At 34.5% G+C, this 26,445-nt stretch carries 25 protein-coding genes and 2 pseudogenes; 21 read left to right on the forward strand and 6 right to left on the reverse strand.

Annotation, left to right across the window (positions count from 1 at the left end; all coding sequences use genetic code 11):
• Nucleotides 1-880: 880 nt before the first annotated feature.
• Nucleotides 881-1,036 (reverse strand): hypothetical protein, encoded by a 156-nt coding sequence (locus ABH966_RS18985; RefSeq protein ID WP_370081096.1) that lies wholly within the window; start codon nucleotides 1,034-1,036, stop codon nucleotides 881-883.
• Nucleotides 1,037-1,963: 927 nt separating this feature from the next.
• On the opposite strand from ABH966_RS18985, the gene ABH966_RS18990 reads away from it, so the two are divergent.
• Nucleotides 1,964-2,260, forward strand: coding sequence for a hypothetical protein (locus ABH966_RS18990; protein WP_370081098.1), 297 nt, complete (start codon nucleotides 1,964-1,966; stop codon nucleotides 2,258-2,260).
• A gap of 686 nt (nucleotides 2,261-2,946) precedes the next feature.
• On the opposite strand, the gene ABH966_RS18995 is transcribed toward ABH966_RS18990, so the two are convergent.
• Nucleotides 2,947-4,761, reverse strand: coding sequence for a terpene cyclase/mutase family protein (locus ABH966_RS18995; RefSeq protein WP_370081100.1), 1,815 nt, complete (start codon nucleotides 4,759-4,761; stop codon nucleotides 2,947-2,949).
• 217 nt (nucleotides 4,762-4,978) lie between these two features.
• Here ABH966_RS18995 and ABH966_RS19000 point away from each other — a divergent pair, with 217 nt between their 5' ends.
• Nucleotides 4,979-5,254, forward strand: coding sequence for a hypothetical protein (locus tag ABH966_RS19000; protein ID WP_370081102.1), 276 nt, complete (start codon nucleotides 4,979-4,981; stop codon nucleotides 5,252-5,254).
• A gap of 257 nt (nucleotides 5,255-5,511) precedes the next feature.
• Here the strand turns inward: ABH966_RS19000 and ABH966_RS19005 are convergent, their stop codons facing one another.
• Both ABH966_RS19005 and ABH966_RS19010 read right to left on the reverse strand, forming a co-directional pair.
• Nucleotides 5,512-6,408, reverse strand: coding sequence for a PhzF family phenazine biosynthesis protein (locus tag ABH966_RS19005; RefSeq protein WP_370081104.1), 897 nt, complete (start codon nucleotides 6,406-6,408; stop codon nucleotides 5,512-5,514).
• 751 nt (nucleotides 6,409-7,159) lie between these two features.
• Nucleotides 7,160-7,413: pseudogene (locus ABH966_RS19010) on the reverse strand (tyrosine-type recombinase/integrase); the annotation flags it as partial.
• Between the two features lie 99 nt (nucleotides 7,414-7,512).
• Here ABH966_RS19010 and ABH966_RS19015 point away from each other — a divergent pair.
• The 5 genes from ABH966_RS19015 to ABH966_RS19035 all read left to right on the forward strand — a co-directional run bounded on the left by ABH966_RS19015 (nucleotide 7,513) and on the right by ABH966_RS19035 (nucleotide 12,904).
• Nucleotides 7,513-7,719: a hypothetical protein gene (locus ABH966_RS19015; protein WP_370081108.1), complete on the forward strand. Its 207-nt coding sequence runs from the start codon at nucleotides 7,513-7,515 to the stop codon at nucleotides 7,717-7,719.
• Nucleotides 7,716-8,402 carry a response regulator transcription factor gene (locus ABH966_RS19020; RefSeq protein WP_370081110.1) on the forward strand — a complete coding sequence of 229 codons (687 nt, stop codon included), beginning with the start codon at nucleotides 7,716-7,718 and terminating at the stop codon, nucleotides 8,400-8,402. Before ABH966_RS19015 ends, ABH966_RS19020 begins: the two co-directional genes overlap by 4 nt.
• Entirely contained in the window at nucleotides 8,399-9,664 is a 1,266-nt protein-coding gene (locus ABH966_RS19025) for a sensor histidine kinase (RefSeq protein WP_370081112.1), read from the forward strand. The genes ABH966_RS19020 and ABH966_RS19025 overlap by 4 nt, the downstream gene beginning before the upstream one ends.
• A gap of 140 nt (nucleotides 9,665-9,804) precedes the next feature.
• Nucleotides 9,805-10,566: an ABC transporter ATP-binding protein gene (locus ABH966_RS19030; RefSeq protein ID WP_370081114.1), complete on the forward strand. Its 762-nt coding sequence runs from the start codon at nucleotides 9,805-9,807 to the stop codon at nucleotides 10,564-10,566.
• Nucleotides 10,567-10,576: 10 nt separating this feature from the next.
• A complete protein-coding gene (locus ABH966_RS19035) occupies nucleotides 10,577-12,904 on the forward strand; it encodes an ABC transporter permease (protein ID WP_370081209.1) in 2,328 nt (775 codons plus the stop codon).
• A gap of 483 nt (nucleotides 12,905-13,387) precedes the next feature.
• On the opposite strand, the pseudogene ABH966_RS19040 reads toward ABH966_RS19035, so the two are convergent.
• Nucleotides 13,388-13,558, reverse strand: a pseudogene (locus ABH966_RS19040) (PhzF family phenazine biosynthesis protein); the annotation flags it as partial.
• Between the two features lie 428 nt (nucleotides 13,559-13,986).
• Here ABH966_RS19040 and speD point away from each other — a divergent pair.
• Nucleotides 13,987-15,495, forward strand: coding sequence for an adenosylmethionine decarboxylase (speD, locus tag ABH966_RS19045; RefSeq protein ID WP_370081116.1), 1,509 nt, complete (start codon nucleotides 13,987-13,989; stop codon nucleotides 15,493-15,495).
• Between the two features lie 285 nt (nucleotides 15,496-15,780).
• Here the strand turns inward: speD and ABH966_RS19050 are convergent, their stop codons facing one another.
• Nucleotides 15,781-16,257 (reverse strand): GNAT family N-acetyltransferase, encoded by a 477-nt coding sequence (locus ABH966_RS19050; RefSeq protein WP_370081118.1) that lies wholly within the window; start codon nucleotides 16,255-16,257, stop codon nucleotides 15,781-15,783.
• Between the two features lie 274 nt (nucleotides 16,258-16,531).
• On the opposite strand from ABH966_RS19050, the gene ABH966_RS19055 reads away from it, so the two are divergent.
• The 13 genes from ABH966_RS19055 (at nucleotide 16,532) to ABH966_RS19115 (ending at nucleotide 25,926) form a co-directional block, all read left to right on the forward strand.
• A complete protein-coding gene (locus ABH966_RS19055; RefSeq protein ID WP_255350012.1) occupies nucleotides 16,532-16,663 on the forward strand; it encodes a hypothetical protein in 132 nt (43 codons plus the stop codon).
• Complete coding sequence (locus ABH966_RS19060; protein WP_370081120.1) at nucleotides 16,656-17,153, forward strand: RNA polymerase sigma factor; 498 nt, start codon at nucleotides 16,656-16,658, stop codon at nucleotides 17,151-17,153. Before ABH966_RS19055 ends, ABH966_RS19060 begins: the two co-directional genes overlap by 8 nt.
• On the forward strand, nucleotides 17,143-17,802 hold the full coding sequence (locus ABH966_RS19065; RefSeq protein ID WP_370081122.1) for a zf-HC2 domain-containing protein: 660 nt from the start codon (nucleotides 17,143-17,145) through the stop codon (nucleotides 17,800-17,802). Before ABH966_RS19060 ends, ABH966_RS19065 begins: the two co-directional genes overlap by 11 nt.
• 513 nt (nucleotides 17,803-18,315) lie before the next feature.
• Nucleotides 18,316-18,735 (forward strand): GNAT family N-acetyltransferase, encoded by a 420-nt coding sequence (locus ABH966_RS19070; RefSeq protein ID WP_370081124.1) that lies wholly within the window; start codon nucleotides 18,316-18,318, stop codon nucleotides 18,733-18,735.
• Nucleotides 18,736-19,232: 497 nt separating this feature from the next.
• Nucleotides 19,233-19,571 (forward strand): DUF4870 domain-containing protein, encoded by a 339-nt coding sequence (locus ABH966_RS19075; RefSeq protein ID WP_370081126.1) that lies wholly within the window; start codon nucleotides 19,233-19,235, stop codon nucleotides 19,569-19,571.
• 12 nt (nucleotides 19,572-19,583) lie between these two features.
• Entirely contained in the window at nucleotides 19,584-20,357 is a 774-nt protein-coding gene (locus ABH966_RS19080; RefSeq protein WP_370081128.1) for a MerR family transcriptional regulator, read from the forward strand.
• Between the two features lie 628 nt (nucleotides 20,358-20,985).
• A complete protein-coding gene (locus ABH966_RS19085) occupies nucleotides 20,986-21,534 on the forward strand; it encodes a hypothetical protein (RefSeq protein WP_370081130.1) in 549 nt (182 codons plus the stop codon).
• Nucleotides 21,535-21,802: 268 nt separating this feature from the next.
• Nucleotides 21,803-22,864 (forward strand): suppressor of fused domain protein, encoded by a 1,062-nt coding sequence (locus ABH966_RS19090; protein ID WP_370081132.1) that lies wholly within the window; start codon nucleotides 21,803-21,805, stop codon nucleotides 22,862-22,864.
• 264 nt (nucleotides 22,865-23,128) lie between these two features.
• The gene (locus ABH966_RS19095) at nucleotides 23,129-23,977 is read left to right on the forward strand and encodes a metallophosphoesterase family protein (RefSeq protein ID WP_370081134.1); all 849 of its coding nucleotides are present in this window, start codon (nucleotides 23,129-23,131) and stop codon (nucleotides 23,975-23,977) included.
• A 198-nt stretch (nucleotides 23,978-24,175) separates the two neighbouring features.
• Nucleotides 24,176-24,454, forward strand: a complete 279-nt coding sequence (locus ABH966_RS19100; RefSeq protein ID WP_370081136.1) for a hypothetical protein — start codon at nucleotides 24,176-24,178, stop codon at nucleotides 24,452-24,454.
• A gap of 217 nt (nucleotides 24,455-24,671) precedes the next feature.
• Nucleotides 24,672-25,106 (forward strand): GNAT family N-acetyltransferase, encoded by a 435-nt coding sequence (locus tag ABH966_RS19105; protein WP_370081138.1) that lies wholly within the window; start codon nucleotides 24,672-24,674, stop codon nucleotides 25,104-25,106.
• Nucleotides 25,107-25,116: 10 nt separating this feature from the next.
• Nucleotides 25,117-25,596, forward strand: coding sequence for a nucleoside 2-deoxyribosyltransferase (locus ABH966_RS19110; RefSeq protein ID WP_370081140.1), 480 nt, complete (start codon nucleotides 25,117-25,119; stop codon nucleotides 25,594-25,596).
• Nucleotides 25,597-25,608: 12 nt separating this feature from the next.
• Nucleotides 25,609-25,926, forward strand: coding sequence for a YbjQ family protein (locus ABH966_RS19115; protein ID WP_370081142.1), 318 nt, complete (start codon nucleotides 25,609-25,611; stop codon nucleotides 25,924-25,926).
• Nucleotides 25,927-26,445 lie beyond the last annotated feature (519 nt).

Genomic DNA, 26,445 nt, shown 5'->3' on the forward strand with positions numbered 1-26,445 from the left:
AATGCTATGAAGTGCTTTTCGTATGCAGGATAGGAAAGGAGATCAAGATAAATGAAAATTACCATGCGATATGGGGTAGACGCTCCATTTTTTTGAAATTTTACGTCAATAATCGACAATTGATTGGTCTCATTGCAAAACTTTGTAAATTAATAGTGCATATTGTTACTACCTTGTGAATATAATAGCCACATGCAATTTAAGCTTTTAATTGATTTATTAAGGAATTAGGATGAAACGAAGGAGTGTGAAATTGTCGATTTCAAATCCTCAATACGCATTTTTAGAGGTTGATTTTCATAATCCTAATTTAACTCAAGCAGAACTGAAGGTTGAGAATATTTCAGAAGGGGGTACGGAAAAATAATGAACTCGTAGGAAATACAAAAATAACATTGAAAATAATACCATCTAATGTATATATAAAATTAAACTGGATGATAGGTTGGCTCTTATGGATACCAGTAGATATTTATTGTGCCGCAGCTTTGGTAGTAGCTAAATTCTTATCATAAGTGAAGACGTTTTTTTACTAACCAAGCAGAAAAGTTCAAGAAAAAATATTAGTGAAAATGTTTGTTGTGAAAGAAAAAGTAATGGATAGGGGTTAACCCGATGAGTACGATTGATCGTTTACTCTGAATAACCATCAACTGTAAGCTAAAGCACTGTTGTCTTAGGTTATTCTTAAGATCGAATGCGAAAGCGAGACAGTGTGTCATGAAGGAAAAAAGTAAGTGGTAATCAGCCCGGAATTATTTCCGGTTTTTTTGTACTTTAAGAAATCGAAAGAGATGGATCTAGGTGATGTTTACACAATAAGAAAAGCCCCAATACACACCTTCTTCTAAGGTGAATATTGGGAGTTAGTTTATCACAATTAACGTTTATTTTCATTTTGAATACTACTGAAATCTACTTCCTCACCGAACTCTTCTCTGTTTTCATTTTTACGCTCTCTGTTAGCATTTTGATTTTGATTCTGCTGTTTTTTGTTGTCTTGAGTTTTATTATTTTTATGTTTATTACTACCCATGATCATCTCACCTCCACCATTAGTGTGAGAGAAAGATGATTATTTATCCGCATAACTTACAATTAATGAATGAAGTATATGTGATGAAACAAAATGTATGGATAAAGTAACATTTTCACCTCCACAACACTAACCACGAGTTTAAATTTAACGGATTAATTTAAAAACTTCATACGGAATGGAAGCAAGAGAGCTACCACGGTAGATATTTATTGTGCCGCAACTTTGGTGATAGCTAAATTTATATCATAATAAAAAGTTAAAACCACTATCCATCATAACAATGAAGGTGTTCTGTGGTTAGATTATATAATTGTAACGAGTGGATAGATAACGCGAAAATTCTATAAGAATTTTCGCGTTATCTAATGTTATAATCATGCATACATAGGCATTTGAGAAGTAGATATACCCATAAACATCTCATGTTTCATACACACCGTACATTGCGAGGCTGTTGCTTGGTTGGAGTTAGTATAATAAAAATTTGGAAGACCAAATCCTAATAAAAGGGATTTTGTTTTTTTTAGAAAATATTTAGAGAGCTAGTATTTAAGATGTAAAGTTGGTCGTATGAAAATAATTAATTAGGAGTGAAGTAAAGATTGCGAAAGGAAAGGATTCACTGACTGAAAGCGGTAAGGTGTGAATGTTAAAGGTACTAAGATTCCGGCTTTGAAAAATTGTAGTAGATATGTTTCCGCATACCTGTTAAAACAATAAAAAACGGTTGACCTGTTCCCTATAACCAAGAGATTAATAATGGCAACTAAAGTCGTAGAAGTGGTTGGAGTTAGTTTAATAATAAAGAAATGATAAAAGAACGGATTCCCAGTAGTAGATTTTTTTGTTACACAAAGGATTGAAGATATTTTCGAAGAAATTATATAATGAAGCATGTGTTAAAATTTTTTATGGAGGCGGACTATGAAGACGGAAATGATTATAACCGTAGTTTTAATTATAGGAATGGTAATCTTAATAGAAAAAATATACGACAAAATTAATATAGAAAATTATTCTCCTATTTGGGAGTATTTTTCTAAAGCAATTCTCTATGGGTTTATTGCTAGCATTACATTACTCTATGGAAAGGAAACGCTAAGAGATGTTAATCCACTAGAATGGGCCATCATTGCAGTTTCAGCAATAGAAGGAACAGGGAACTATATTAATTATGTAAAAGAATCAAAAAGAAGAAAAGAAGAAAAAAGAAAGACTTGAGGTAATCAAACTTAGATACATAATGAAATAATTCTTCAACTTAATAGAGTCGCTGATCAAAAAGGGATTGATGCTCTTTTTGTAAGTGAAAGTAGAAAATACAGTAAGTTGGTATTTCGCTAAAGTAGAGCAGAGTCATTTTTTAATTTAATTTAACCCACCAGCACCCATATGTTGCCACATACACTCCGCACATGTAGAGTGTGTCTCGCAACTTATTTTAAAAGAAGGCAACTAACCATGGTTAGTTGCCCTGCTAAAAAGTGTTTCGGTTTACCACAAACCTCCCCTAACAATACCCCACATCCTTCTTCGGTGAGCTGAGTTTAGAGGATCAACTCCACAATTCATAAGCCAGTGTGCTGCATTATCTCTCTGATCTCTTGTTATAGGTACTCCACAGCAGTCAGATAGACGATCAACAAGACCATATGCACCTGCGGGACTTCTTAACTGATGATAGTTGCATGATCTAAGAGCTCCACATACACGACCGAAACAATGAGGGTTTCTAATTCTTTGTCGGAAAACACGCATTAAATTAGGATCAATATTGCCCATTGACAAAAACCTCCTTTCAAATAAAAGTAAATTACAGAAAAGATAGGAACAATATAGTATATGAGATGAAAAAGGAGGGGGGTAGATAGATTAACTATTTTTTTTTTTAAAACTCCAATAATGAACTAATTGTATTTTTTTAGGTAATGGCTCAATGTAACCAAAGGCCATACGTATTGATAGCTGTGATAGTGTATATAAAAGTGTCCTGGTAAACCTGCACCTGTAGGATAAGTAATCCGACTAGTTTCTGTATTTTGCCATTCTAAAATTCTTATAATTCCTTCTGTGATTTCTTTTGTAGGAAACTCAGAGATAGAAATTAATGCATCAACTGCCCAACAAGTTTGTACTAATGTAGAATAGGGTAAAGGAATATATTCTCTATGAAAATCACTCTGGCATGATTCACCCCAGCCTCCGTCAGATTGTCTTCTATTTAACAACCAATCTGTTGCTTTCTGAATAGTTGGATGATCAGATGGAATTCCAACTGCCTTTAAGCCCGTGACAGCAGCCCATGTACCATAAATGTAAGATATCCCCCAACGTCCGTACCATGAACCATCATTAGTTTGATTCTTTATTAGCCATTTTACACTGTTCAATACACGAGGATGCTGCATAGTCAAATTTAAATGATTCCCTAGAAATTCCAATGTCCTGCCGGTGAGGTCAGCAGCAGAAGGATCTATAGCAGTGTCTTCAAAACTCTGTATGGGGAAAAGCCATTTAATGTATGAAGGACTATTTTTTTTAAATGCTCCCCAGCCTCCGTCATTGTTTTGCATGTTTAATAACCAATCAACTCCCGAATTCCAGGCCATACGAAATTCAGAATGACTACATGTGAAATTAGATAGTGCCCTTAATGCCGCTTGTGTATCATCAACATCAGGATTAATGGAGTTGCTTTCTGAAAAACCCCATCCTTTATTAGAGTGTTTGTGTTGTAATTCCATTAAGAAGTTCGAAGCTAATTGGATAGCTGGATCCTTAATGGTAAGACCCGATTCTTGTAAGGAATAAGAAATTAGCGCAGTGTCCCAAACAGTCGAAGGAGAGTTTTGAATATGAAAAACATCTCCTTTTTCGTATAAAAAAGATCTAATACCTCCAATAGCATTTTGAATAATAGGAGAAGATTTTTTATAACCTAGAGAAAGTAGTGCATAAATCATAAGAAATGTAGAACTTGCGTAACTATATAATGTCCCATCCTTTTCAATGCAATTCAATATATGTTGTTCAGCTTTTAGCCTCGTAGATTCTTTATAAGTAGGCAATATCTTTTTAAATAAACTAAACCATCTTTTTTTCTTTTTAAGTGAATTATATTTCTTTTGAGATAAAAATAAATGCTGTAAATCAGGCGTCCATTTATTAGTAACTACAAATTTATCGTGTCCTAATATTAAGATAGGAAGAAAGTGTGCTTGTACGTATGAGCTAAAATGAAAAAAATTAAATGTTAGAAACTTTGGTATATTCATGATGCTAAGTGGGATAGGAAATAGTCTTGGCCAAGGGTATAAGTTGGTAATAGCTAGTAAACACTTAGTAGAAATATGACTTTTTTCAAGTCCTCCATTCTCCACAATAAATTGTTCACTTAATTTCATCGACGGATCATCTTTATTCAAATGTCCAGAAAATAAAAGAGCTGTATATGCTTCAATTGTTGCAGATAAATTTCCTTTTTCATCATCATAAAGCTTCCAAGCACCGTTATTTTGCTGTTGCTGAAGCAGACGTGCAACAAGTTTCTTTATAAGATTCTCATCATCATAATCTAATACTCTTAACATGATAATCATATTTGCATCGGTCGTTGGGCCATTTTCAAAACAATATCTCCACGAACCGTCAATATATTGGTCTTGCTTCAGATTTTTAATAATTTGTTGTATTTTTTGGTTAATCTCATTTATTAGATTCATTTAAGTTTTTACCACCTCTCCTGTTGTATTTGTAAAAATGAATTGCAATTAAGATATTTTATGATGAGAGTTATAAAGGTAAATAGACAGGTGCGGAGAATTGAGGAGGGGGAGAGTTGGAATTACATAAATTACCCAGAATTCTATTTTTAATGAGATTAGCTCATATAAACTAATAATCTATCTTATCCATAACGGGGGTGGCATTTCACTTGAAATGAGTGATTCTTTAAATATTAAACATATAACCTTAATTATGTATGTAGATGGTAAAGAAGTATTTGCGAAAATGTTATTAATGCAATTAATAGTACTTTTGACAAAGGAGATGTCATCTGGTTTGTTGTTTCATCTTTTGAAACGGGGGAAAGCCGGAGATAACGTCAAAGGCTTACCTATTACTACAATAAGCGTCTCTTTTCTTCTTCAACGCTACCATGAGAACTTACCAAATAGGGGAACATTTTATTTATTGAATAAAAATATTATGTAAACTATTAGAAGGAACTTGAAGATTTGATATGAAGTGGAATAATTCAATTAGAACATCCAAAAGAGTATGTAATCCTTACATATGACGTTGGCATTTTTTCTTTAAATAGCCGATTGTCAAAACAGTCTATCTGCACTGACAATTATATGTGTAGGCACCATCAGTAAAAGGGAGAACAGAAAAAAATCACCCATGTCATAAAGAGTGATTTTTGAAAATCATACCTATAAAAAAGTCTCAAATTTAAGCTGCTATGTTTAGATAGTTGAAATACCTCGAATTGTGATGGTAGCAGCTCCTGCAACTTTGATGACTGGTTTTAATTCATTCGGAATAACAGTCACATAAAGCGTTCCAGGTCTTCCTATTGCATCTCCTTGAGCGATTTTAAGATGTGTTATGTCACCTTGAGGAATAACGCCTTCTAAATAGAAGAAGCCCGCTAATGCACCATTTGCTGCACCAGTTACAGGATCCTCTGGTATGCCAATCCCTGGCGCAAAATCTCTTGTATATAGTTCATATTCTTGCAAATTAGTAAAAGTATAAAGATGTGTCGTACTGATATTATGTTCTTTATTATGTTTTGCTAACGCTGCTAAGTCTGGCACTGCATTGTCGATATCGATTTGATCTTTTATTGGAACGAGTAAATGCCAGACACCAGTATTCGCTAGTTTGATTGGATAGGTTAAATCAATGCTTTTGGAATTGACGCCGATTAGTCGACTAAGCTCTTCCACATCAATATCGATATCTTGTGTTTTTGGCGTTACTTGCGTCATTTCCACATCGCTAACTTTTCCGTTTTCCTTATGCCATACAACCGGTACTCTACCGATATTCGTTTCTAGCACTATACCTTCCTTTTTCTCAGCAAGACCAAACTCAGTCGCCAAAAGCCATGTTAACCCAACAGTTGCATGTCCGCAAAAGTTGATTTCTTCAGTGGGAGTGAAATATTTTACTTTATAATCTATATCTTCATTATTGGAAGGTAGTAAAAATACGCTTTCCGGCAAATTTAATTCTTTTGCGATACTTTGCATCTCATCTTCGGATAATTTTTCAGCATCTAGCACGACGCCAGCAGTATTACCTCCAAATTTTTCTGTTGTAAATGCATCTACATGATAAACTCTAATAACTCTCATCATAATAACTCCTTTCTAACTTTTATTGTTCCCTCCATACAGTGATTTACTAGATTTTTTTGAATTTTCGAGTTTATTATATAGTAAGAATACTAAATAATGCAATTTATTAAAGGGTGAACTTTTTGTTAATTGTAGAATTCTAATCGGAATTAACGTTATAGCTTAATTTTGTCGAACAAACCACCTATAGGTGTTATTTGTTGTGCAAAGATTAGAATTTTTAGCATCGTTGATTTCTCGCGCTTCTTGGATTTTTTGAATACTTAGATATGACTGAAGAACAAGCACGGATAAAAGCTATTATCGGAGAAGCGGAAGTTTAAGTATTGTATTAACTGGTGCTTTACGAACAAGAGGGTTTCTATATTGACGGATTTAATAGAAATGGCACTAATAGAATCCACTATGACTCAAAATCGTGTTCCTTTGGAGTGTCGGTTCGACCCCGACCACCGCTATCGTTAGAAGTTTTTTAGTCAAGATAAGAAATACTTGAAAGCCCATAAACCTTTATATATCAAGGTTTATGGGCTTTCTCCGTTTTTTGAGAAAACGATAGAAAACGATAAGAATTGAATTCATTTTACACAATAAAAGGCCTTGATAATACAGCTTTCTTTAGCAGTAAGAAATATAATTTTTTGTACAAATTGTTCTCAAAGCCTTTATGAGCATCAATTATTTATCTGTATTAAAAATAAAAAACGCATACCTGAAATTCAGATATGCATAAAAATGATGTATAATTCTAAGAAGAGAGCAAGATAGCGAATATAGCCGTTGTCGACTTAGATTCTTCTGCATGTAATTCCTGTGTAACGTGTGCATAATGTTATGAGTTGTTTCAATATCTTTATGGCCTAATCGTTCACATACATAGTAAATGGATATCTTTTTGTACAGCAACACACATGCATGGGTGTGTCTTAATCCATGTATGGTAATTGGCTCGATTCCAAGATCAACTAGTATCTTCTTCAAGAGTTTATTTGCATGTGTGTTAAAACATAAATCCTGATTTTAGTATGCAATTTTTGTTAAATCCCCTTATAATAGGATGACATATTGTGAAAATTTAGCGGACTTTAGGAGGAAATGTGTATGGCTGATTGTAGAACGCAATTCGATAAATTTCACGAGAATATCAAACTTAAAGAAGAAAATGAGATTTTAAAAGACAAGAGAGATATCATAATTAAAAAGCTAAATGAAAAATTGCCACAGCAAACAGATTATGAATTCAGCGTTTTTAACCAGGGTTCTTATGCTATGCATACCGAAAGTCTTTTTCTAGGAGAATTACGATGAAATTAGATTGTTTAATTGTTGATGATGAGATCGCTTTAGCTGAAACAACTTGTGAATATTTTAATATGTTCGAAGTAAAAACGGCTTTTGTGGCAAGTGCAGAAGAGTGCGAGTTATTTTTGGAAGAACATGAACCATCATTGCTTCTTCTAGACATCAATCTCGGTAGTGAATCGGGGTTTGATTTATGTAAAAAATTGCGTAAAACTACGCAGATTCCGATTCTATTTATAAGCGCTCGTTCCAGCGATGACGACGTTCTAATCGCACTTAACATAGGTGGGGACGATTACATTCAAAAACCATATACACTAAGCATATTATTAGCAAAAGTAAAAGCAGTACTCAAAAGATATGGCAGTGGTTCTAACCAACAAGAGGTTTTAGAGTTTGGTCAAATCCAAATTGATACAAAACTTCATCGTGTTCGAGTAAAGGGTATTGATATTCGTCTAAAAACGATGGAATATAAGCTTCTGTATTATTTGGTGAATAATAAAAACCGTATCATTACTAAAGATGAATTGTTTCAAAATGTATGGGGAGATTCTTTTGTAGGGGATGGGACACTAAATGTACATATTCGGCATTTACGTGAGAAAATTGAAGAAAATCCAAAGGACCCGCAATTTATAAAAACGATATGGGGAACAGGATATGTGTTAGAGGACACTAAGCAATGAGAATAAAATTGCTTAGTGTCCTGCTTCTGGTTATTTTTGTTGCAGGAATTACTTTCCCAATAATTATGATTAACAATAAAAATATTTCAGAAATGAATATAGTAGCCATTAATGAATTAGTTAAAACGGTCGAAAAAAATTGGGGACAAATTAATAATGAAACATTTGATAACAGCGGCTTTCAACAACCACTTATGATTATAGATAATTTAGAAAATGTAATTTATCAAACACCGGGTATTCAGTTTATTAATATATATGACGCCATCAAAAATAGGGATTCGATTATTGATGTGAAGCAAAATGATGAGGTCGTAGGGAAAATTATTATCCGCAATAACGATCATGAAATAGTGCAAAAAATGAAAAAGGAACTGGTTACATCTTTCAGTTTAATAGTTGGTTTAGTAATGATTGTTAGTATTATTTACAATGTCTATATTTATAGAACGTTACTAAAACCTTTTATGCAGCTTCAACATTTCGCGGCGAATGTTGCTAGAGGTAATTTAGATATTCCTTTAAATATGGATAAAGACAATTATTTTGGTGCATTCACGGAAAGTTTTGATTTATTACGTGAAGAACTCTATGCTGCTCGTCAAAGAGAGTATGAATCCAACCGTAGTAAGAAAGAGCTTGTGGCCACATTAAGTCATGATATTAAGACGCCTGTTGCTTCAATAAAGGCAGTTAGTGAATTGATGCTTCTGCAGGCAAAGGATGAAAAGGTCATTAAGCAAGTGAATACAATCTATTCGAAAGCAGAGCAAATTGACTTACTTGTTACAGATATGTTTCATGCCACTTTAGAAGAACTGCAACAGTTACAGATAACGGTAACCGAAGAATCGAGCGAGGTACTTGTTGATATGATTGAAAATGTAAATTATGACAATCAGATCGTCTATGATTCAATTCCACGATGTATTATTTTAACGGATTCTGTACGTATGCAGCAGGTAATAGACAATATTATCAGTAATTCATATAAATATGCAGGAACTAAGGTCACTATTAAGTCACAAATCAAACAGGGTTATCTTGAACTCCACATCATGGACTTAGGGTCAGGAATTAGCGAAGAAGAATTGCCTCTACTGTTCAATAAATATTATCGAGGAACAAATATCGGAGGCAAGAATGGTTCAGGACTTGGTCTCTATATATCGAAGTATTTCATGGGAAATATGTATGGCCAGATTAGCTGTTACAATGGGCAAGATGGCTTTACCGTAGTATTGAAAATCAAGCTTGCATGATAATTAAGGATTAGTTAATAATTGCACAAAGATTTAATAAGAATTCATTTTGTATGATAAGACTGTAATCTTCATTACGGTCTTTTTTCTTTGATTTGCAAATTCAAACATGAGCTTAATAAAGGGAGAGTGCTAAAAACATGACAAAGACGATTATCAAAACGGAGAAGCTGTGTAAAACCTTTTCGAGCGGTGGAATTCAACAGCATGTATTAAAAAATCTAGATATCAGTTTAATAGAAGGGGATTTTACAATCATAATGGGTAGTTCAGGGTCTGGGAAGTCCACTCTACTTTACGCAATGAGTGGAATGGATAAACCGACATTAGGCGAAATCGATTTTGCTGGTAAAAACTTAGCTAAATTAAACAACGACCAACTGGCAATATTTAGAAGGAATAATTGTGGTTTTGTATTCCAACAAATTTATTTACTGGATAATATGAGCGTACTCGATAATGTACTGGCAAGTGGTCTTTTAGTAAATAAGAATAAGCGTGAACTCGTAAAAAAAGCGAAAGAACTATTAATACAAGTAGGGATCAATGAAAACGCATGGTCTAAATTTCCGACACAGCTTTCTGGTGGTGAGGCTCAACGAGTTGGGATTGTTCGAGCATTAATTAACAATCCGAGAATACTTTTTGCCGATGAACCAACTGGTGCATTAAACTCTGCATCTAGTGATAGTGTGTTAGATGTTTTAACAAATGTAAATCGAAATGGGCAAAGCATAGTCATGGTCACTCATGATATGAAAACAGCATTGCGTGGAAACCGAATTTTATATTTGCGAGATGGCGTAATTTGCGGTGACTTGCAGTTAGGCGCGTTCAGTGAGGAAGAGAATTTCGAGCGTCATGAAAAGCTCGGGGCTTTCCTTGCAGAAATGGGGTGGTAAGGTGAAAATCATGAATTTAGCCCTCGCTAATATTAGAAGAAGTAAATCTGCAACAGCTTCCTTATTTACATTTATTTTAGTTGCTGCGCTACTTCTGAATATAGGTCTAATGGTCATTACTCAAATCAATACATTTTTTGATAGTAAAGCGGAACAATTAAAAGATCCTCACGCAATAATTATGATGGATTATGCAAGTTATAATTCAAGCTATGGAGAATTTATAACGAAATATCCAGGGGTGACAGAGTCAGAAACAGAAGAAATTATCAATATGGACATTGCCAAATTTAATTTTGGTGATAATGAATTAGCTAGTCGTACCGCTATTTTTAATGCGGATGATCATCGTAATATCGGGGCGTTGAAGTTGGTTGAAAAACTAAACACTTCAAGTGCAAATGATATTTTTATTCCTTACACTTTTAAAACAAATGGTGGTTATGAGTTAGGTGAAGATTTTACCATCACATATCAAAACAAGGACTATAAGTATCGAATTGCTGGATTTTTTGAAACAACAATGATGGGTACGACCAACATTGGATTCATGAAATTCATGCTACCAGCAATTGCTTATCAAACGTTAGCTGATGAACTAGACAAAGGATTGATCATATCTGCAGTGATGGAAGACAAAACACAATCTACAAAGTTAGTAAATGATTTTATTAAGGAGTTTCCTCAATCAACAGTAGGTGAGCCGACTTCATCTATTGGGACGTTAGATATTGAGATGGTGAAAAGTGTGAGCACGTTGACCATTAACATCATAGCTATGATTTTAGTAGCTTTTGCAGCCATTATCGTGCTTGTTTCACTAATTGTCATTAAGTATCGTGTATCAAATAGCATTGAAGACGGGATGACGAATATAGGAGTACTTAAAGCAATTGGTTATACAGGTAGACAAATCCTATCGTCAAATATTTTACAGTTTGTTTTAATTGCTTTTAGTGCAAGTGTTGTAGGGGTTGCATTGTCATATTGTCTTATGCCTATCATAGGAAACATTATTTCATCTCTATCTGGATTAATATGGTATCAGAGATTCAATATGATTATTAATTTAGCCAATATATTCATTATTGCTTTTTGTGTTGTAATTGTTACATTAATTTCCGCCTTCCGTGTTCGAAAAATTCAACCTATCATGGCACTTCGGGGAGGTATTCAAACGCATAGTTTTAGAAAAAATTATTTTCTATTGGAGAATACGGGAGGGGGGCTTCATTTTTTACTTGCAATTAAATCGATGCTGTCAAATGTAAAACAAAACATCATGATACTTTTAATTATTGTTGCATTAACATTCGCATCAGTTTTTTCAGTGGTACTTTTTTACAACATTGCTTCAGACAAAACCGCATTTGTTAACTTATTTGGCGTAGAACCGGCAAATGTGATGATATCTGTTAGGCAAGATGCAGATACAACAGAACTTTTGAGTCACATTAAACAAATGGACCATGTAAGTAAGGTAAATATTTTTGATTTTATTACAACAAAAATTGATAATCAAACTGTAAATACGAATGTTACGGATAATTATAATCAGTTAGAAAATAATATTGTCTACGAAGGCCGTCAGCCAAAATATGATAATGAAATATCCATCTCCTGGGTTGTATCAAATCAAATTAATAAAGGAATTGGCGATACGGTTGAAGTAGAATATGGGACTAAAACAGCTAGTTTTCTAGTAACTGGCCTTAGCCAATCAATCGGCAATTTAGGGCAAATAGCCTCATTAACGATGGATGGAATTCAGCGATTACAGTCAGATTATAAAGGCACGACCCTTTATGTATATCTAGATGGTATATCAAACCAAAACTTTATTGAAAACGTTCACGAACAGTACGGAGATTATATAGTAGAAACGATAGACATAGATAAAAATGTAGAGAGCCAAACAGGTATGTATACAGCTGCAGTGTTTGCAGTTATGATAATGGTTCTGACAATTACCGTTCTAGTTGTTGTAATGATTCTGTATCTGATCATCAAAACGATGATTATTAAGCGTAAGAAAGAGTTTGGCGTAATGAAAGCAATAGGCTACTCAACAATTCAATTGATGCATCAAATTTCCATCAGCTTTGTGCCCGTGATTATTACTGGAGTGGCCATTGGAGGTGTACTAGGATATTTTTATACGAACCCTATGCTTTCTGTATTACTTTCAAGTGCAGGGGTGAAACGTTTAGACTTTATCGTTCATTTACCGATTATTCTAATGCTATGTGTAGGCATTCTTATTTTAGCCTACATTGTCTCAATGTTCGTATCCTTAAAAATTAAGAAAGTTTCTGCTTACGGTTTAATTTCAGAATAATCATGCATAGTTTAGTATTAAAAATAGGCTAGATTCCAATGAAATAGAAACCGAGACTATATAATTAAACCCACCAGCACCCATGTGTTGCCACATAAACTCACCATAGGAGGAATGTGTGAATAGATGCTAACATTTTGTTAACGCAATCAAGTGAAAAGCAATAAATTTCCTTTTTATATTTTTTACTCACTAAGAGGCTGGGACAAAACTGGTCAGAACCTTAAAAAGCACAAGAAATCAATTTTTGACGTTGATTTCTAGCGCTTTTCTTTTGTGGATATTTTTTAATTTTGCTTTATAAAAATACTTATGTCCAGCCTCTTTTATGTATCTAACAAAAAATGAATTGATCCAATTCCTAACAGACAAAATGACAAATAAAGATATAGCAGGGGGTCTCAGGATCAATCTAACCTACGAAAAATATACGCAATGGTTTAAAAAGATTTACTGGTGAATATTAGGTTGGTTGTTTTAATCTTCATTATTTGAAGGTAGTAAAAATACAGACTCTGATAAATTTAGTTCTTTTGCGATACTTTGCATCTCATTTTCGGATAATTTTTCAGCATCTAGCACGACGCCAGCTATATTACCTCCAAATTTTTCTGTTGTAAATGCATCCACATGATAAACTCTAATATCTCTCATCTTATTAACCCCTTTCTAACTTTTATTGTTCCCCCCATACTAATACACTTAATGAAACCCTCATTTAGATTGGCTAGATACTGTAAACCATACCATAATACAACATTTTAAGGGAATATTACACTATAAAAGAGATGATTTACTAAAACTTGCGAAATTTTCATATCTATTATATAGTAAAAAGACTATTTTAAAAAAGGGTGAACTTTTTGTTAATTGTAGAATTCTAATCTGAATCAACGTTATAGCTTATTTTGTCGAACAAACCACCTATTTAAGGGTGTTATTTGTTGTGCAAAAAAGCAAGATTAGAATTAGTTAGCTTCGTATAAACGTTTAGCGCGACTAGTTTTAGTCGCGCTTTTTCTATTCGTTGATTTAGACAATTTTAATTTTTTTCTTATTAAAATTGAGAGGACGAATCTACAATGCAAAAACAATTACAACAAATTACAGCTGATATGCAGCTTGAAGAACACTATCATACATTAGAAAAAGCTCTACTTGCTTTATATTTCCACGAAAATTGTACAACTAAATCTTTAGCTCATACGACAGACTTACCAATACCTATCGTTTCAGCAATGAAGAAAGAATTTGCCAAGCAAGGTTGGGGTAAACATAGCTTAACAAAAAAGGGCCAGCTCGCTATCTCACAATATTTTCAACTCTCAGGTGCGGATGCTAAACTGTATCTTCAGTTAACGACAGATGATGCATTTCGTACAGAATGGATCACACAAAATATTAGCGAATTAAGCACTATTTATGAAGCTAGACCTTCTGCTGACGTGGCAATCGATCAAGCAAAATGTACAGTTGAGACAGCCTTAAAACGTGCATTGCTCGCACTTGACTATACGATGCTACTCAATAAGCGTATTTTGTGTTTAGGTGATGATGATTTCATCAGTGTTGCATTAGCGTTTTTACTAAAGAAAATTGCTCCAAACTCTACCACTAAAATTGTTGTGTTAGATATTGATAGACGAATTTTATGTACGATTAGCAAAATAGCTAAGGACTATGAGCTTCCGATTAAAACAGATTATTATAACGTTCAGGAGCCTTTGCCTAAAACATACGCCCACCAGTTTGATTGCGTATACACAGACACACCGTATACCTTGACTGGCGCACAGCTTTTTTTATCACGTGCGATTAACGCATTAAAGCCTGAAGCAATGCGACATGTGTTTTTTTCCTATGCTAAACGTAGCTACCAAAAGCAGTGGCAACTACAGCAAAGCTTATATGCTATGGGCTTCGTGATTGGCAGTATCCAATACGACTTAAACACCTATGAAGGTGCGCAGATTTTAGGTGCTACAAGCCAATTATTCGTATTACAAACAACAGAGCAAATGACTCCTTATATTCCTAATCAGCGTAAATTTACGCGACCCATTTACACAGGAGAAATAGAGAGAAAATCCGTCGTTTATCAGTGTAGCCATTGTCAGCACGCCCTTACAGTCGGAGCTGGCTATCAATACAGCACGATTGCTCAACTTCAAGCCAGTGGTTGCCCAGATTGCAAAAATAACAAGTTTTCACAAATGAAGAGAACAGTACAAAAATCACAATCCAAGCATGCATTAGGGCATCATATTTTATTAGAGTTGCACGATTGCAATGACGCATTACTCAATGACGTGCAACAAATTAAAAAGATTATGTGCCAAGCCGCTCATAAAGCAAAGGCAACGATTGTAACCGAACATTTCCATCATTTTTCACCGTATGGGGTTAGCGGTGTAGTCATTATTCAAGAATCACATTTAACGATTCATACGTGGCCGGAGTACGGTTATGCGGCAATAGATGTTTTCACGTGTAACAGTAAATTAGCTCTACAAGACGCTGTTCAATATATTACTGAGCAATTTAATGCAGGGAATGCCACACAACATTACCTGCATCGAGGTAGACCATAAAACTTAAAATGAAACAGGAAAAGAAAGACAAATCGTTTTCTTTTCCTGTTTTTATGTTTTCACTTGATGAGAGTTACCATATGTGTCTTGCAAAATAAGAGCTAGTAGTATTGATAAAAATATTATGTTTACTAAATGAAAAGACTCAACTATTGGCAATAGAACGGAATAATTCAATCTATTAATCAGGACACCAAAAAGGGGATTACAAGTTGTCATTAGATTTTAGAAAAGGGGAGAACAAAAAAATCACCCATGTCATGACGAGTGATTTTTGAAAATCTATTAGATGGTTAGGTTCATAACAATTTGCTCGCCAATACGTCCTATTCTTCTTTCCCCATTATCGACAAAGCCAACTTTTAAATATAAATTTTGAGCCGGAATATTTTTTTGATTAACGACTAAAACGACTTCATTATATTCTTTAAATTCCCTCTTCATAAATTCAGACAATGCTATCATCCCTTTTTTGGCGTACCCATTTCCTTGTTGTTTATGATCAATAGATAATGCAGTAAGCAGCATAGCTTTTGGATTATTAGAATACTCTTTTACTCTTTCTGTTGCGTGCAGGACAAAAAATCCTACAGGTACATGATCACTCAAAATAACAATCGGATATTGTCCAACCGTTTCTATAGAAATCTCTTTTGGAAGGGCAGTAAATTGACTTTGTTCTTCTGGAAGGTCAAAGTCATTTAAACTATCCACGTACTCTTCTGAGAAATGTACTAATTCGATGGTGTTCGTTTTTTGCATAAAATTGCCTCCTTTTTTCATTATTCTAATACCGGAACAAACGTTCGTCAAGAGGCTTGATTTATAAATGGTGAATAATGATAAAAATGATGCCGGCTAGAAACAATAAATGAGAGGATGTGATAGAACAATAAGGACGAAAGGGGTCACTAGACGACAGTAATCCTCGGTGTCAATATAGGAGATCACAATTGTTAATCAACAGGCGTGATAATCTTTAGAAGAAATGAAGGATATTTCAAACCCCACAATAAAAATGATTAGGGCACAAAAAATGAATAAAGAAAAAAATAAAAAAATTGTTGTAACGAATCAACAAATTTTTGGATATATAGATGATTGGCTTTCAAAAGACTTGATTCAGAATAGCAAAATTCTCATTAGAAAGGAGGTAAATCGTGGATAAAGAAAATATATATCAAGAATATGGGGATTTTATTTTTAGGTATTTATTAACCCTTACAAATGATGGTCAATCTGCTGAAGAATTAACGCAAGAGACGTTCTATCAAGCCATTAAGTCCATTGAAAACTTTCATAATAACGGAAAAGCAAAATTTTCAACGTGGTTATGTTCAATCGCGAAAAACGTGTGGTTACAAGAAATGAATCGCGAAAAAAACAAGCACCAGTTAGTGAACTCACTAAGTGATGAAACTCCTATATTTTATAATTTAGAAGATGAATATTTTAGAAATGAAGACAAAATTAATTTTTATAAAAAAGCTCAACAACTGAGTGAGATAAACCGTGAAATACTTTATCTCAGATTATTAGGTGATTTATCTTTTAAAGAGATTGGCTCCATTTTGGGAAGAACAGAAAACTGGGCAAGAGTAACATTTTATCGTGCAAAACAACAAATCAGAAAAGGTGGGGAAAATAATGAATCATAGCGTTTTTAGAGATTTAATCCCGAGCTACATAGAAAATTTAACAAGCGAAGAGACAAATAAACAAATAGAAAAACATATGGAACAATGTGAGGAGTGCCAACAGTATGTAAAGGAAATGCAGGAAAACCTGTTGGTAGAACGTACCCATGAGCAAAAAAAGGAGGATAAAAATATCGATTATTTTAAAAAGGTGCGATCAAAAAATAGGAAAAAGATTTTCATTATTGTAGGATCACTACTATCCATTTTCCTTATTATATCCATTGGTTGTTTCTTCCTCTTCGCCCACATGTGGATAGCAGATGAAAAGGGCATACAAACAACCGTCCAACAACAAGGTACAACGGTTACATTGTCCTTTCAAACGAAAAATGACAATCGTTATCCTTTATCGATGAAACATAGGGGACAGAAGTATATCTATGAGATCATTATTTATGAAAAGTGGAATGATTTTTCAGAACCAGCCAGGATTTTAAAAGATGGAAGTAATGTCACGTTTACATTTTTAGATGAAAATACATTATTACTGGACAATGGTGAAGAAAAGAAACTGACAGACGAAGACAAAATACTCATTCAATATAAAAATAGTACGGAAGAGATACTATTAAAGGATTTATACGATCCAGAAAATAAAAGAAAATGATATGAACATGAATAAGAAAAGAATAGTTGCTACATTAATTCTAGATTATTCACCGACCAATATAAAATCCCGCAGAAAAGCTTTTTACTGCGGGATTCTCTTTTTCACTTAAAGTATTTTAATTTTTTCATTATACTTGATTCTATGCTTTCCCTCAGCCTAGCTAATTCCAATAGGGAAGAGGATTATTCAATTGTATGTAATCGTCCAAGTCACCATGTACATAACAATAAAGTAACTATAATCGTTAATATTAACGATAAAATAGACATCATTCCCCATTTATCATCACATAAAAATTCAAATAGCCCCAAGTTACAGGAAAAACTTTACCAATTATTTGTAAGAGATTGAGCAGCATATCAACGGGAAACATAATACCTGAAAGCATAACGAACGGAGAAATTTTTAAATTTGAAGTGCTACCTTTATACAGATTTGAGAGATATTGTGTAATGAGAAAAGGGATATTAATATAGATTTAAAGAAGTGCAAAATTTGGGGGAATGAAAAATGATTTTACTTAAATATAAAGTAGAGGAAAACGAGCTAGCAATGTTAAAAGAAGTTTATCAATCGGTAGGATGGATGAAACATGACGAACGCATCATAAAAAAAGTTTTCAATGCAAGTACACACCAAGTTTTCGCAGTAAAAGATCATGAAATTATAGGGTTTGCGAGAGCTCTTTCAGACGGTGTATTCAATGCTGCTATTTATGATGTTGTAGTCCATAAAGATTATCAAGGAAGAGGAATTGCCAGAACTCTTTTAGAGGACATCATTCACCAATTAGAGGATGTTTCTTGTATTCAGCTAATTGCAACGACAGGAAATGAACCTTTTTACGAAAAGATCGGCTTTAAAAAATTGCAAACTGGTATGGCCATATACAAAAATCCGCAACTAGCAGAGGAGTATTTGGAAAAGTAATAATCCTTGTGGTGGAGGACAAAAAAAGCTGTAGCGTACGGTATCGCTACAGCTCAATTTGACTTGCTTAGGTTAGTCAGTAAAACGATTATATCATACAATAGAGCAAACTAAAAATAACAACAGCTATATTTGATGAAGTATTTAAACACAAGGAAAACTTTAAAGAAATCACAGAATTGAGCTTCAGGAAGCCCACTTCTTCAGAGGTGGGAGGAATGAAGTGCATTTTTCTTTTTAGAACATATGTTTATATTGTAAATAATCAAAAAAAGAAAGGAGTGACGGGTAATGACGCTTCTCTTAAGTACATAAGAACCCCACTGCTTTAACTGTGGGAGTAGTCAGAAAAATCCAAACGTGAATTCTGATATGTAAGTATTTAATGAAAAATTTATCATTTGTCCTTGAATCTCCAGTAGCGTCACCTTTTATGATGAATTTAGTTACTCACTTTAAAAGGTAACAATCAAATATGCTATTGGAGGAAAAGCACAATGAAAAAAGAGAGTTTATTAAACAGAGGATTGGCAAGTTTAATGCATCTGTTCTCGCTACTATTAACCTTTATTTTACCTATATTGGTATACTTAGTATCAAGGAATAAGAATAAATATTTTGCTGATCATGCAAAAGAAGGGATGAACCTTCATTTTACTTTCTTCCCAGTTTTTTTGTTATTAACTTTTATGTCTAAAAAATGGAGCGCAGTTTCAAACCTTTCTTTTGCACTTATTATTCTTGAAACAATATTAATTTTAATTGCAGCAATTTATACTTTAAATGGAAAAAAGTTTTCTTATCCCGTTATACGATACTTTAAAGTCAATCATTAAGGAGAGAATAATTTGTCGGAGAAAGGGATTTTTACGATAGGTGAACTTGTGCAAATGTCTGGTGTTAGTATTAGAACACTTCGATATTATGACAGCATAGACCTACTGAAACCAAGTGATTATACAGAGGGTGGGCATAGATTATATACTACAGAGGACCTATCTACTTTACAAAACATTAAGTCATTACAGTTTCTAGGCTTGTCGCTAAAGGAAATTAAAGACATACTGCAAAAAAACACTGTTAAAGGTGAAATTATCTTAAAATCTTTAAACGATCAAAAACAGTTATTTGAAGCAAAAAAACTTGAAATTATAAATATATTATCTGATATAAACCATCTTATTGAAACAGTGAAAGATGAGGAAATCATCCATATCGAGATATTTTGTGCTATGCTTCAAAAATTAATGTTTGCTGAAAATACTGAAACATGGTTTAAAGAACACTTTTCAGATATAACTGATGAATTATTTAGTATAAATAAATCCGAAGAAATCGATCTAGATAAAAAATGGACTAAAGTTTTATCAGAAATTAAACATTTAACACTTACAAAAGCTATACCTTCTTCAAAAGAAGCTCAAGAAACAGTTAAAACACTTCTGCAACTTATGAATGAAACCTTGAAAGGAAATTTAGATTTGGTTGAAAAAAAGCTACCATCCACAGAATCATTCAACTTTCCGAATCCTTTTACAGAAAAGGAGCAAATATTTTTAAAAGAAGCGATAAATATATATCAAAATAATTGTTACAACACCCAGGCAACGATAAAGAATTAATATATGAAAATCCGGCAATGAAAAAGCCAGTTGAAAAATTGCTAGTATGAAAATTAAACCCCAATTGTTTCTAACAATTGGGGTTTAATGAAAAGCTTAATTAGTAATTAATTTCATTTTTCTAAAGAAGATTTTGATTGTTTCATCTGTGTTGCTACGAAACAAGTTATTATGACAATTACTGATAAAATCAAAAACTCCTTATGTAAATCCAAAGGCAATGGCTTCTTTAATCCAAGACAACCGATAAAAATAATAGTCAATAAACATACTATAATATACAAACTAATAAAGTATATGATAGTCTTTAACATTGAACTTTAACTAAATGCCCCTATAAAGCCTCAAACTATACACCACATACTTTGACAATCACAGTTAATATCCTCTCGTACATGCCTATAGAAAAAATCAGTAAATCACATAAGAATACGATTCAAGACATATAAATAAAGGTGGCGGAAAAACATAAGTTTAAAATTATAGATGATAATTAAGAAAATCTTCACTTTTTACTAAGAAAAAATGAGCTTCGTTATATATACTTATAAAAAAAGGAAATAAATGAAACCGTTTGAATATTTAAAACGTATTGGTAGTAGGGAAGAATATTGAAGTAGGTGAGGAAATGGCATACACCATTTACATAGTATTAACAAAAACAGGTACATTATTATCAAAAGCTATAGGCATGTATACTGGAAAAGAGATGAATCATGCGTCCATTGCTTTTGATGAGGAACTCTTTGAAATGTATAGCTTTGGACGTAGACAACTAAACAATCCTTTAAGTGGGGGTTTTTTGCGAGAAGACGCAGAAAGAGGGCTATTTGAAACAGCCGATTGTGTCATTTATCGTTGTAAAATATCTCATTTTCAATACTTAGAGATGATGAAAATCGTAGAATATATGCATTGGAATCGTGATCGCTATAAATATAATTTTATTGGGCTCTTTGGCGTGGTGATGCAAAAAGAGGTAAGAAGAGAGCGTGCCTATTTTTGCTCGCAATTTGTGGCGATGCTTTTAAAGGTTGGAGGGCTGAAAGTTTATCAGAACCCAGCATTAATGACACCCCATTGCATTGCACAATTACCTTATTTAGAAAAAGTATATGCTGGGAAGCTTGCAGATTATTTACAAAGTGTCCGTTCACCAGTAATGTTATACGGTTAAGGCGAAATTTTGAATCATTCTAATTATTTTTTATCCTCGCTTTGATAACGCCTCGGCGCATCTAGATATCCGTTGAGGCTTCATATTTAGGCATGTCTTTACAGATTGTCATAGGACTTAGTAACTTTTACTCAATATTCACACAGATTAATGAAAAAAATCTAGTAATATTAGAGGTAATTAAATTAGGTATTATTCTCTTTGGAGTGTGTTATATACTTTATAGTATAATTATAGGTAATATTGGAATACATAGGGGGAGTTGTTGATGAGCGAAGAAATAAATGCATCTGGCTGGGACGCGATTGATCAGGAAGTATTAAAAGTTTACGGAGACCAGGAGCCGAAGCATTATGGAACCGTTATTCCATATTTACTAGGAGGCGAAGATCCGCTTGAAGGAATCAGTGCCTATAAAAGTGAGACACCAGTTCCACACTGGCATTTTGTAACTTATGGATTTTCCGAATTATATGAAAAAGAATCAGAGGATGCTGAATACAGCGGATATGGGTTTGAGTTAACATTTCGTCTTGCTCGAAATGAAGACGAGGAGGAGCCACCAGCGTGGGCGTTAAATTTGCTGCAAAACATGGGAAGATATGTTTTTGACAGTGGCAATGTTTTCAGAGCAGGTGATTATTTGGATGCTAATGGTCCAATCTGCGAAGGCGCTGATACGCTTTTAACAGCACTTGCATATACATTAGATCCAGAGTTGCCTGCGATTGATACACCGAATGGACAAGTGGAATTTATTCAAATGGTAGGGATTACAGGTGATGAGCTTGAGGCGATGCAAACTTGGAATACAATTGGTGTACTAAATGCAGGTCTAGAATATATCCCGAGCTATGTTACTGACTTATCTCGTGCATCTCTTTTACATATTTCATCCATTGCCGAAGCGGTAGAAAAAGGAATGGCGGAAGAAGGCTCAAATACTGGCTATTTATTTGTGGACCAACTAGCTTGGGAGCAGGGGAAAAAGGGATTGTTCAGCAAACAGCCTAATAAGTTAACGTTGGGGGCAAAGCAAGCAGGAATAATCGGTAAACTATTACGCGGGCGGATTTTAAAAGGGAAAAAACTAACCTTAGTTGGTCGAGAAATCCGAGTTGTATTTGAGCCAGGAGAAAAATGTGGGTATAGCGTGGAGGAAGCGGATGCTACCATAACTTTAAATGAAAAGGCAGTTATGGAGCTCAATCAAAACTTGATGCCACAAGAAAAAGAATTTGAATTACCTTCTATACCGGGGCTTTCACTCCTAATTGAAAAAACATATATTAAAGATCAGCAAGGAAACATTGTAGAAACAATCGGATGATAGAATATAATCTCTCGCTAAAACGAACAGTATATCCAAATGATATGAGTTTGGGTTCGTATAAAAGTGGGAGATTTTTTTATTAGTTTGGGATGTAACGTGAAAGCTGGAGACATGATTCGAATCTAAGGATGATTACTGTAAGGAGCGTGGACGAGGTACCGATTTTATGTCAATGGCAACCTGAAGAGGTATAGATGGCTATTCACATGAAAAGATGAAATTATTACTTTGGTACCTTTCTGTAAGGGGTGATGTGTTTAAATGAAGAAACAGATGAAAAGAGCATTAAAAATCGTTGATATTGCCAAAGAGCCTTTAGAGAAAATACCATACATTACCGCTGCACCAAAGGGAGCAGGGATTTCTTATGAATGGTTTCCCGTTTACTGGGGAGAGATGCTTGAACTGCCAGAGGAGTTGGATGCGCTAATTATTGCTTCTGATTTACAAGGAATCGCAGGTCATAATCAAGAAAAGATGGCAGAAACCCAGAAGTTACTTGGTGAGGAACTTGCGGAAGTGCTTTCCCTTTTGTTTCAAATTCATTTGTCAGATTTGGACCCTGCCAAGGTGATGGTGTGCTTATGTGGAGACTTGTATACTAATCTAACCAAAAGGGGTGCTAGCGGTAGTCCTTTGCCTGTATGGAGAGCTTTTCAGAGTCATTTTGGATTTATCACAGGCATCGCAGGAAATCACGATCTCTTGAGGAATGAGGAACTAGCGGAATTGAATTCTACCTCAGGTATCCATTTCTTCACGAATGGGGGTACGATCATGCATGCAAATCTTGCAGTAGCAGGAATCGGAGGAATTATCGGTAGGGTGAATAAACCGAATCGGATGGGGGAAGCCGATTATTTGGAAAAACTCAGAAACATTTTAAGGCAAGTTCCCGACATCCTGCTACTTCATGAAAGTCCGGAAATTAGCTCTCAGGGCCTGCCTGGAAATCCGAATATTTGGAAAGAACTACAAAATGCTGCTGAGCTTTTAGTCTGCTGTGGCCATGTTCGTTGGGACAAGCCATTAGCTGAAACAAGTAAAGGACTACAAATTTTAAATGCGGATGGGCGTGCTTTTATTTTCACAGCAACGACGCTAGATTAGAAATGCTTTATAATGTATATGAGGTAAGCCATTAGAAAGTGATGAAGGCTTGGATGTAGTCGGTTTTTCAGAGGACTATATCCAAAATAATTTAGAATCAAATCATATAGAGCTGTCTGAGGTTATTACCGTGATGAAACGAGAGGATTCTTTGGTGAGAGCTTCGATGAAATTGATTTCGTCTTCGATATAAGTGCAATGACGCTTGCAGAGCTCTATGTAATGTATCTTGATACAGGGAAATTATATGACGGTGAAGACGACTTTGAAAAAATACAGTCAATAAATGCGGATGAAGAATCGTTGAAGTTTATTTTAAGATATTTAGCTAATATAAGAGATGAAGTTCCAACTGCTGATGGTATTAGGGTAATCGCTGAATTATGGCGTGAATCAGAATGCTGGATTGAATGGAAATCTAACTTAGAATTTCTATTCAATAGAGTTGAAAAGGAAGTTATCCATTCTCTAAAATGACAAGGGGATTGGATTCCAGTATTTTTATGTATAGAACTACGCGATAGCATATTTATCTCGTCTACAGGGATGCCCCGTATCTCAGCGGCATTAGAGGAGAATGGGCGACATGTGGCCGTTGCCAATGTCTTGATGAATTTGGACAGAACTTATGTTTAACCTTAAAGTTCAACCTTTTCTGCTATAATGAATGACTGTAGAGATAGGGGTGATAAAAATGCATATCGTCACAATTGAAGGCGTACCATATGATTGGTTGAAGCAATTACAGGAAATTCATGCACATGTATTTGATGGAGCAAATCTCCCACTAGAAAAACTAGAAAGTAAAGAAGGACTCATTTGTTTATTAGCAATAGAAAATGAAGATATCATAGGCTTTAAACTAGGCTACATACATCCGGATGGCGTTTTTTATAGTTGGTTAGGTGGTGTCCATGAAAAGAAACGTGGTCAAGGGATTGCCAGTCGATTATTGAGGCGACAGCATGAACATTTACAGGCACTTGGCTTTAAAAAAGTTCGTACATATGGTAGAAATGAGCGAAAAGCAATGCTCATAACAAATCTTAAACACGGATATGATATTGTCTCAACTTTTGTAGATAAAAAAGATCGACATAAAATAGTGTTTGAAAAAACGTTGGAATAGGAGTTTTATTATGAAGGCATACTTAGCAAATGGATTATTTTCTTTAGGAGATCGTTTAGTTAACGAGCAGCTAGCTGCAGCAATTAGAGAGGCAGTACCAGGTATTGAATTATACGTACCACAGGAGAATGATGCGATAAATGATAAGACGGCATATGCTGATAGTTTGGCGATTGCGCAAGCGGATTTAGAGATGCTACAAAATAGCGATGTATTAGTGGCCGTATTAGATGGCGTTGAGATTGATTCAGGTGTAGCGGCAGAAATTGGTGCATTTGCGATGCTGAATCGACCAATCGTAGGTGTATTTACAGATGTTCGCCAACAAGGCCGGGACAATATGATGAAAATAGAGGCACTTGTACGGGACGGAATTGAAAATCAGTTTGTTTATCGTAATTTATTTGTGATTGGCTTGATTAAGCGCACGGGAGTGATTACGACTTCCATTACTGAAGCTGTTAAAGCCGTTGAAAAATATAAAAAATAGGAGGAGTATTGTATGTTACTATCAACAACAGATATTGTAGCGGGAAAAGAAATTGTAGAAACTATAGGTTTAGTAAAAGGTAATTCGGTACAATCGAGAAATATTGGCCGCGATATGATGGCTGGACTTCGTAATATTGTCGGAGGAGAGATGAAGGAGTATGCAGAAATGCTCACTCGCTCTCGAGAACTTGCCACACAAGCTATGGAGGATGAAGCAAGACAACTAGGGGCAAATGCAATTGTTGCGATAAGATTTTCAACATCATCGGTCATGGACGGCACATCAGAAGTATTAGCATATGGAACTGCAGTAAGAGTAAAGGAATAATCTGCAAAAGATTTCGGTCAACAAGATTTTTACTTGGTTAAAAAAATGGTAGATGAAATTCATTAAGGTGTCACTTAAATAAAGTATGACGCTTAGGCAAAGCTAGAGGTTGGTTTCCGTTCCGGCTGGGCGCTTTGTAGCTGCCGCTTTGCTTTCGCTACAGAAAACATTTGTTGTAGCTGCCGCTTTGCTTTCGCTACAGAAAACATTTGTTGTTGCTGTCGCTACGCTTTCGCACAGAGCAAAACTTCCTGGGGGCGTCCGATGAGCCACTTCACTCGCGTTTCTCGCTGCAGGGTCTCATCTGTGACGCTGTGTGATCTGATCCCGAAAGTGAGTAGCCTAGAACGGAAATTAAGCTCATTTTAAGGGCAACTTTATTAGCAGATAAAAAGGACTTCAATTACTCTGTAAGATTAAGTACAAGTAATTGTACATTAAGTATTATTTAATAGTGTTTCACTTATAATGTTACACATTTAATGAAAATGCACATTACTAAATGCAATTTAGTGGTGT

It is taken from the genome of Lysinibacillus sp. RC46, assembly GCF_041262385.1.
Lineage (GTDB): Bacteria > Bacillota > Bacilli > Bacillales_A > Planococcaceae > Lysinibacillus.

Coding starts and splice junctions, on each gene's coding strand:
- speD (WP_370081116.1), top strand. CDS start 13,987: ATGCAAAAACAATTACAACAAATTACAGCTGATATGCAGCTTGAAGAA.
- ABH966_RS19100 (WP_370081136.1), top strand. CDS start 24,176: ATGACGCTTGCAGAGCTCTATGTAATGTATCTTGATACAGGGAAATTA.
- ABH966_RS19090 (WP_370081132.1), top strand. CDS start 21,803: ATGAGCGAAGAAATAAATGCATCTGGCTGGGACGCGATTGATCAGGAA.
- ABH966_RS19065 (WP_370081122.1), top strand. CDS start 17,143: ATGAATCATAGCGTTTTTAGAGATTTAATCCCGAGCTACATAGAAAAT.
- ABH966_RS18995 (WP_370081100.1), bottom strand. CDS start 4,761: ATGAATCTAATAAATGAGATTAACCAAAAAATACAACAAATTATTAAA.
- ABH966_RS19015 (WP_370081108.1), top strand. CDS start 7,513: ATGGCTGATTGTAGAACGCAATTCGATAAATTTCACGAGAATATCAAA.
- ABH966_RS19005 (WP_370081104.1), bottom strand. CDS start 6,408: ATGAGAGTTATTAGAGTTTATCATGTAGATGCATTTACAACAGAAAAA.
- ABH966_RS19085 (WP_370081130.1), top strand. CDS start 20,986: ATGGCATACACCATTTACATAGTATTAACAAAAACAGGTACATTATTA.
- ABH966_RS19105 (WP_370081138.1), top strand. CDS start 24,672: ATGCATATCGTCACAATTGAAGGCGTACCATATGATTGGTTGAAGCAA.
- ABH966_RS19110 (WP_370081140.1), top strand. CDS start 25,117: ATGAAGGCATACTTAGCAAATGGATTATTTTCTTTAGGAGATCGTTTA.
- ABH966_RS19000 (WP_370081102.1), top strand. CDS start 4,979: ATGAGTGATTCTTTAAATATTAAACATATAACCTTAATTATGTATGTA.
- ABH966_RS19020 (WP_370081110.1), top strand. CDS start 7,716: ATGAAATTAGATTGTTTAATTGTTGATGATGAGATCGCTTTAGCTGAA.
- ABH966_RS19095 (WP_370081134.1), top strand. CDS start 23,129: ATGAAGAAACAGATGAAAAGAGCATTAAAAATCGTTGATATTGCCAAA.
- ABH966_RS19070 (WP_370081124.1), top strand. CDS start 18,316: ATGATTTTACTTAAATATAAAGTAGAGGAAAACGAGCTAGCAATGTTA.
- ABH966_RS19115 (WP_370081142.1), top strand. CDS start 25,609: ATGTTACTATCAACAACAGATATTGTAGCGGGAAAAGAAATTGTAGAA.
- ABH966_RS19055 (WP_255350012.1), top strand. CDS start 16,532: ATGAATAAAGAAAAAAATAAAAAAATTGTTGTAACGAATCAACAAATT.
- ABH966_RS19050 (WP_370081118.1), bottom strand. CDS start 16,257: ATGCAAAAAACGAACACCATCGAATTAGTACATTTCTCAGAAGAGTAC.
- ABH966_RS19025 (WP_370081112.1), top strand. CDS start 8,399: ATGAGAATAAAATTGCTTAGTGTCCTGCTTCTGGTTATTTTTGTTGCA.
- ABH966_RS19035 (WP_370081209.1), top strand. CDS start 10,577: ATGAATTTAGCCCTCGCTAATATTAGAAGAAGTAAATCTGCAACAGCT.
- ABH966_RS19030 (WP_370081114.1), top strand. CDS start 9,805: ATGACAAAGACGATTATCAAAACGGAGAAGCTGTGTAAAACCTTTTCG.
- ABH966_RS18990 (WP_370081098.1), top strand. CDS start 1,964: ATGAAGACGGAAATGATTATAACCGTAGTTTTAATTATAGGAATGGTA.
- ABH966_RS18985 (WP_370081096.1), bottom strand. CDS start 1,036: ATGGGTAGTAATAAACATAAAAATAATAAAACTCAAGACAACAAAAAA.
- ABH966_RS19075 (WP_370081126.1), top strand. CDS start 19,233: ATGAAAAAAGAGAGTTTATTAAACAGAGGATTGGCAAGTTTAATGCAT.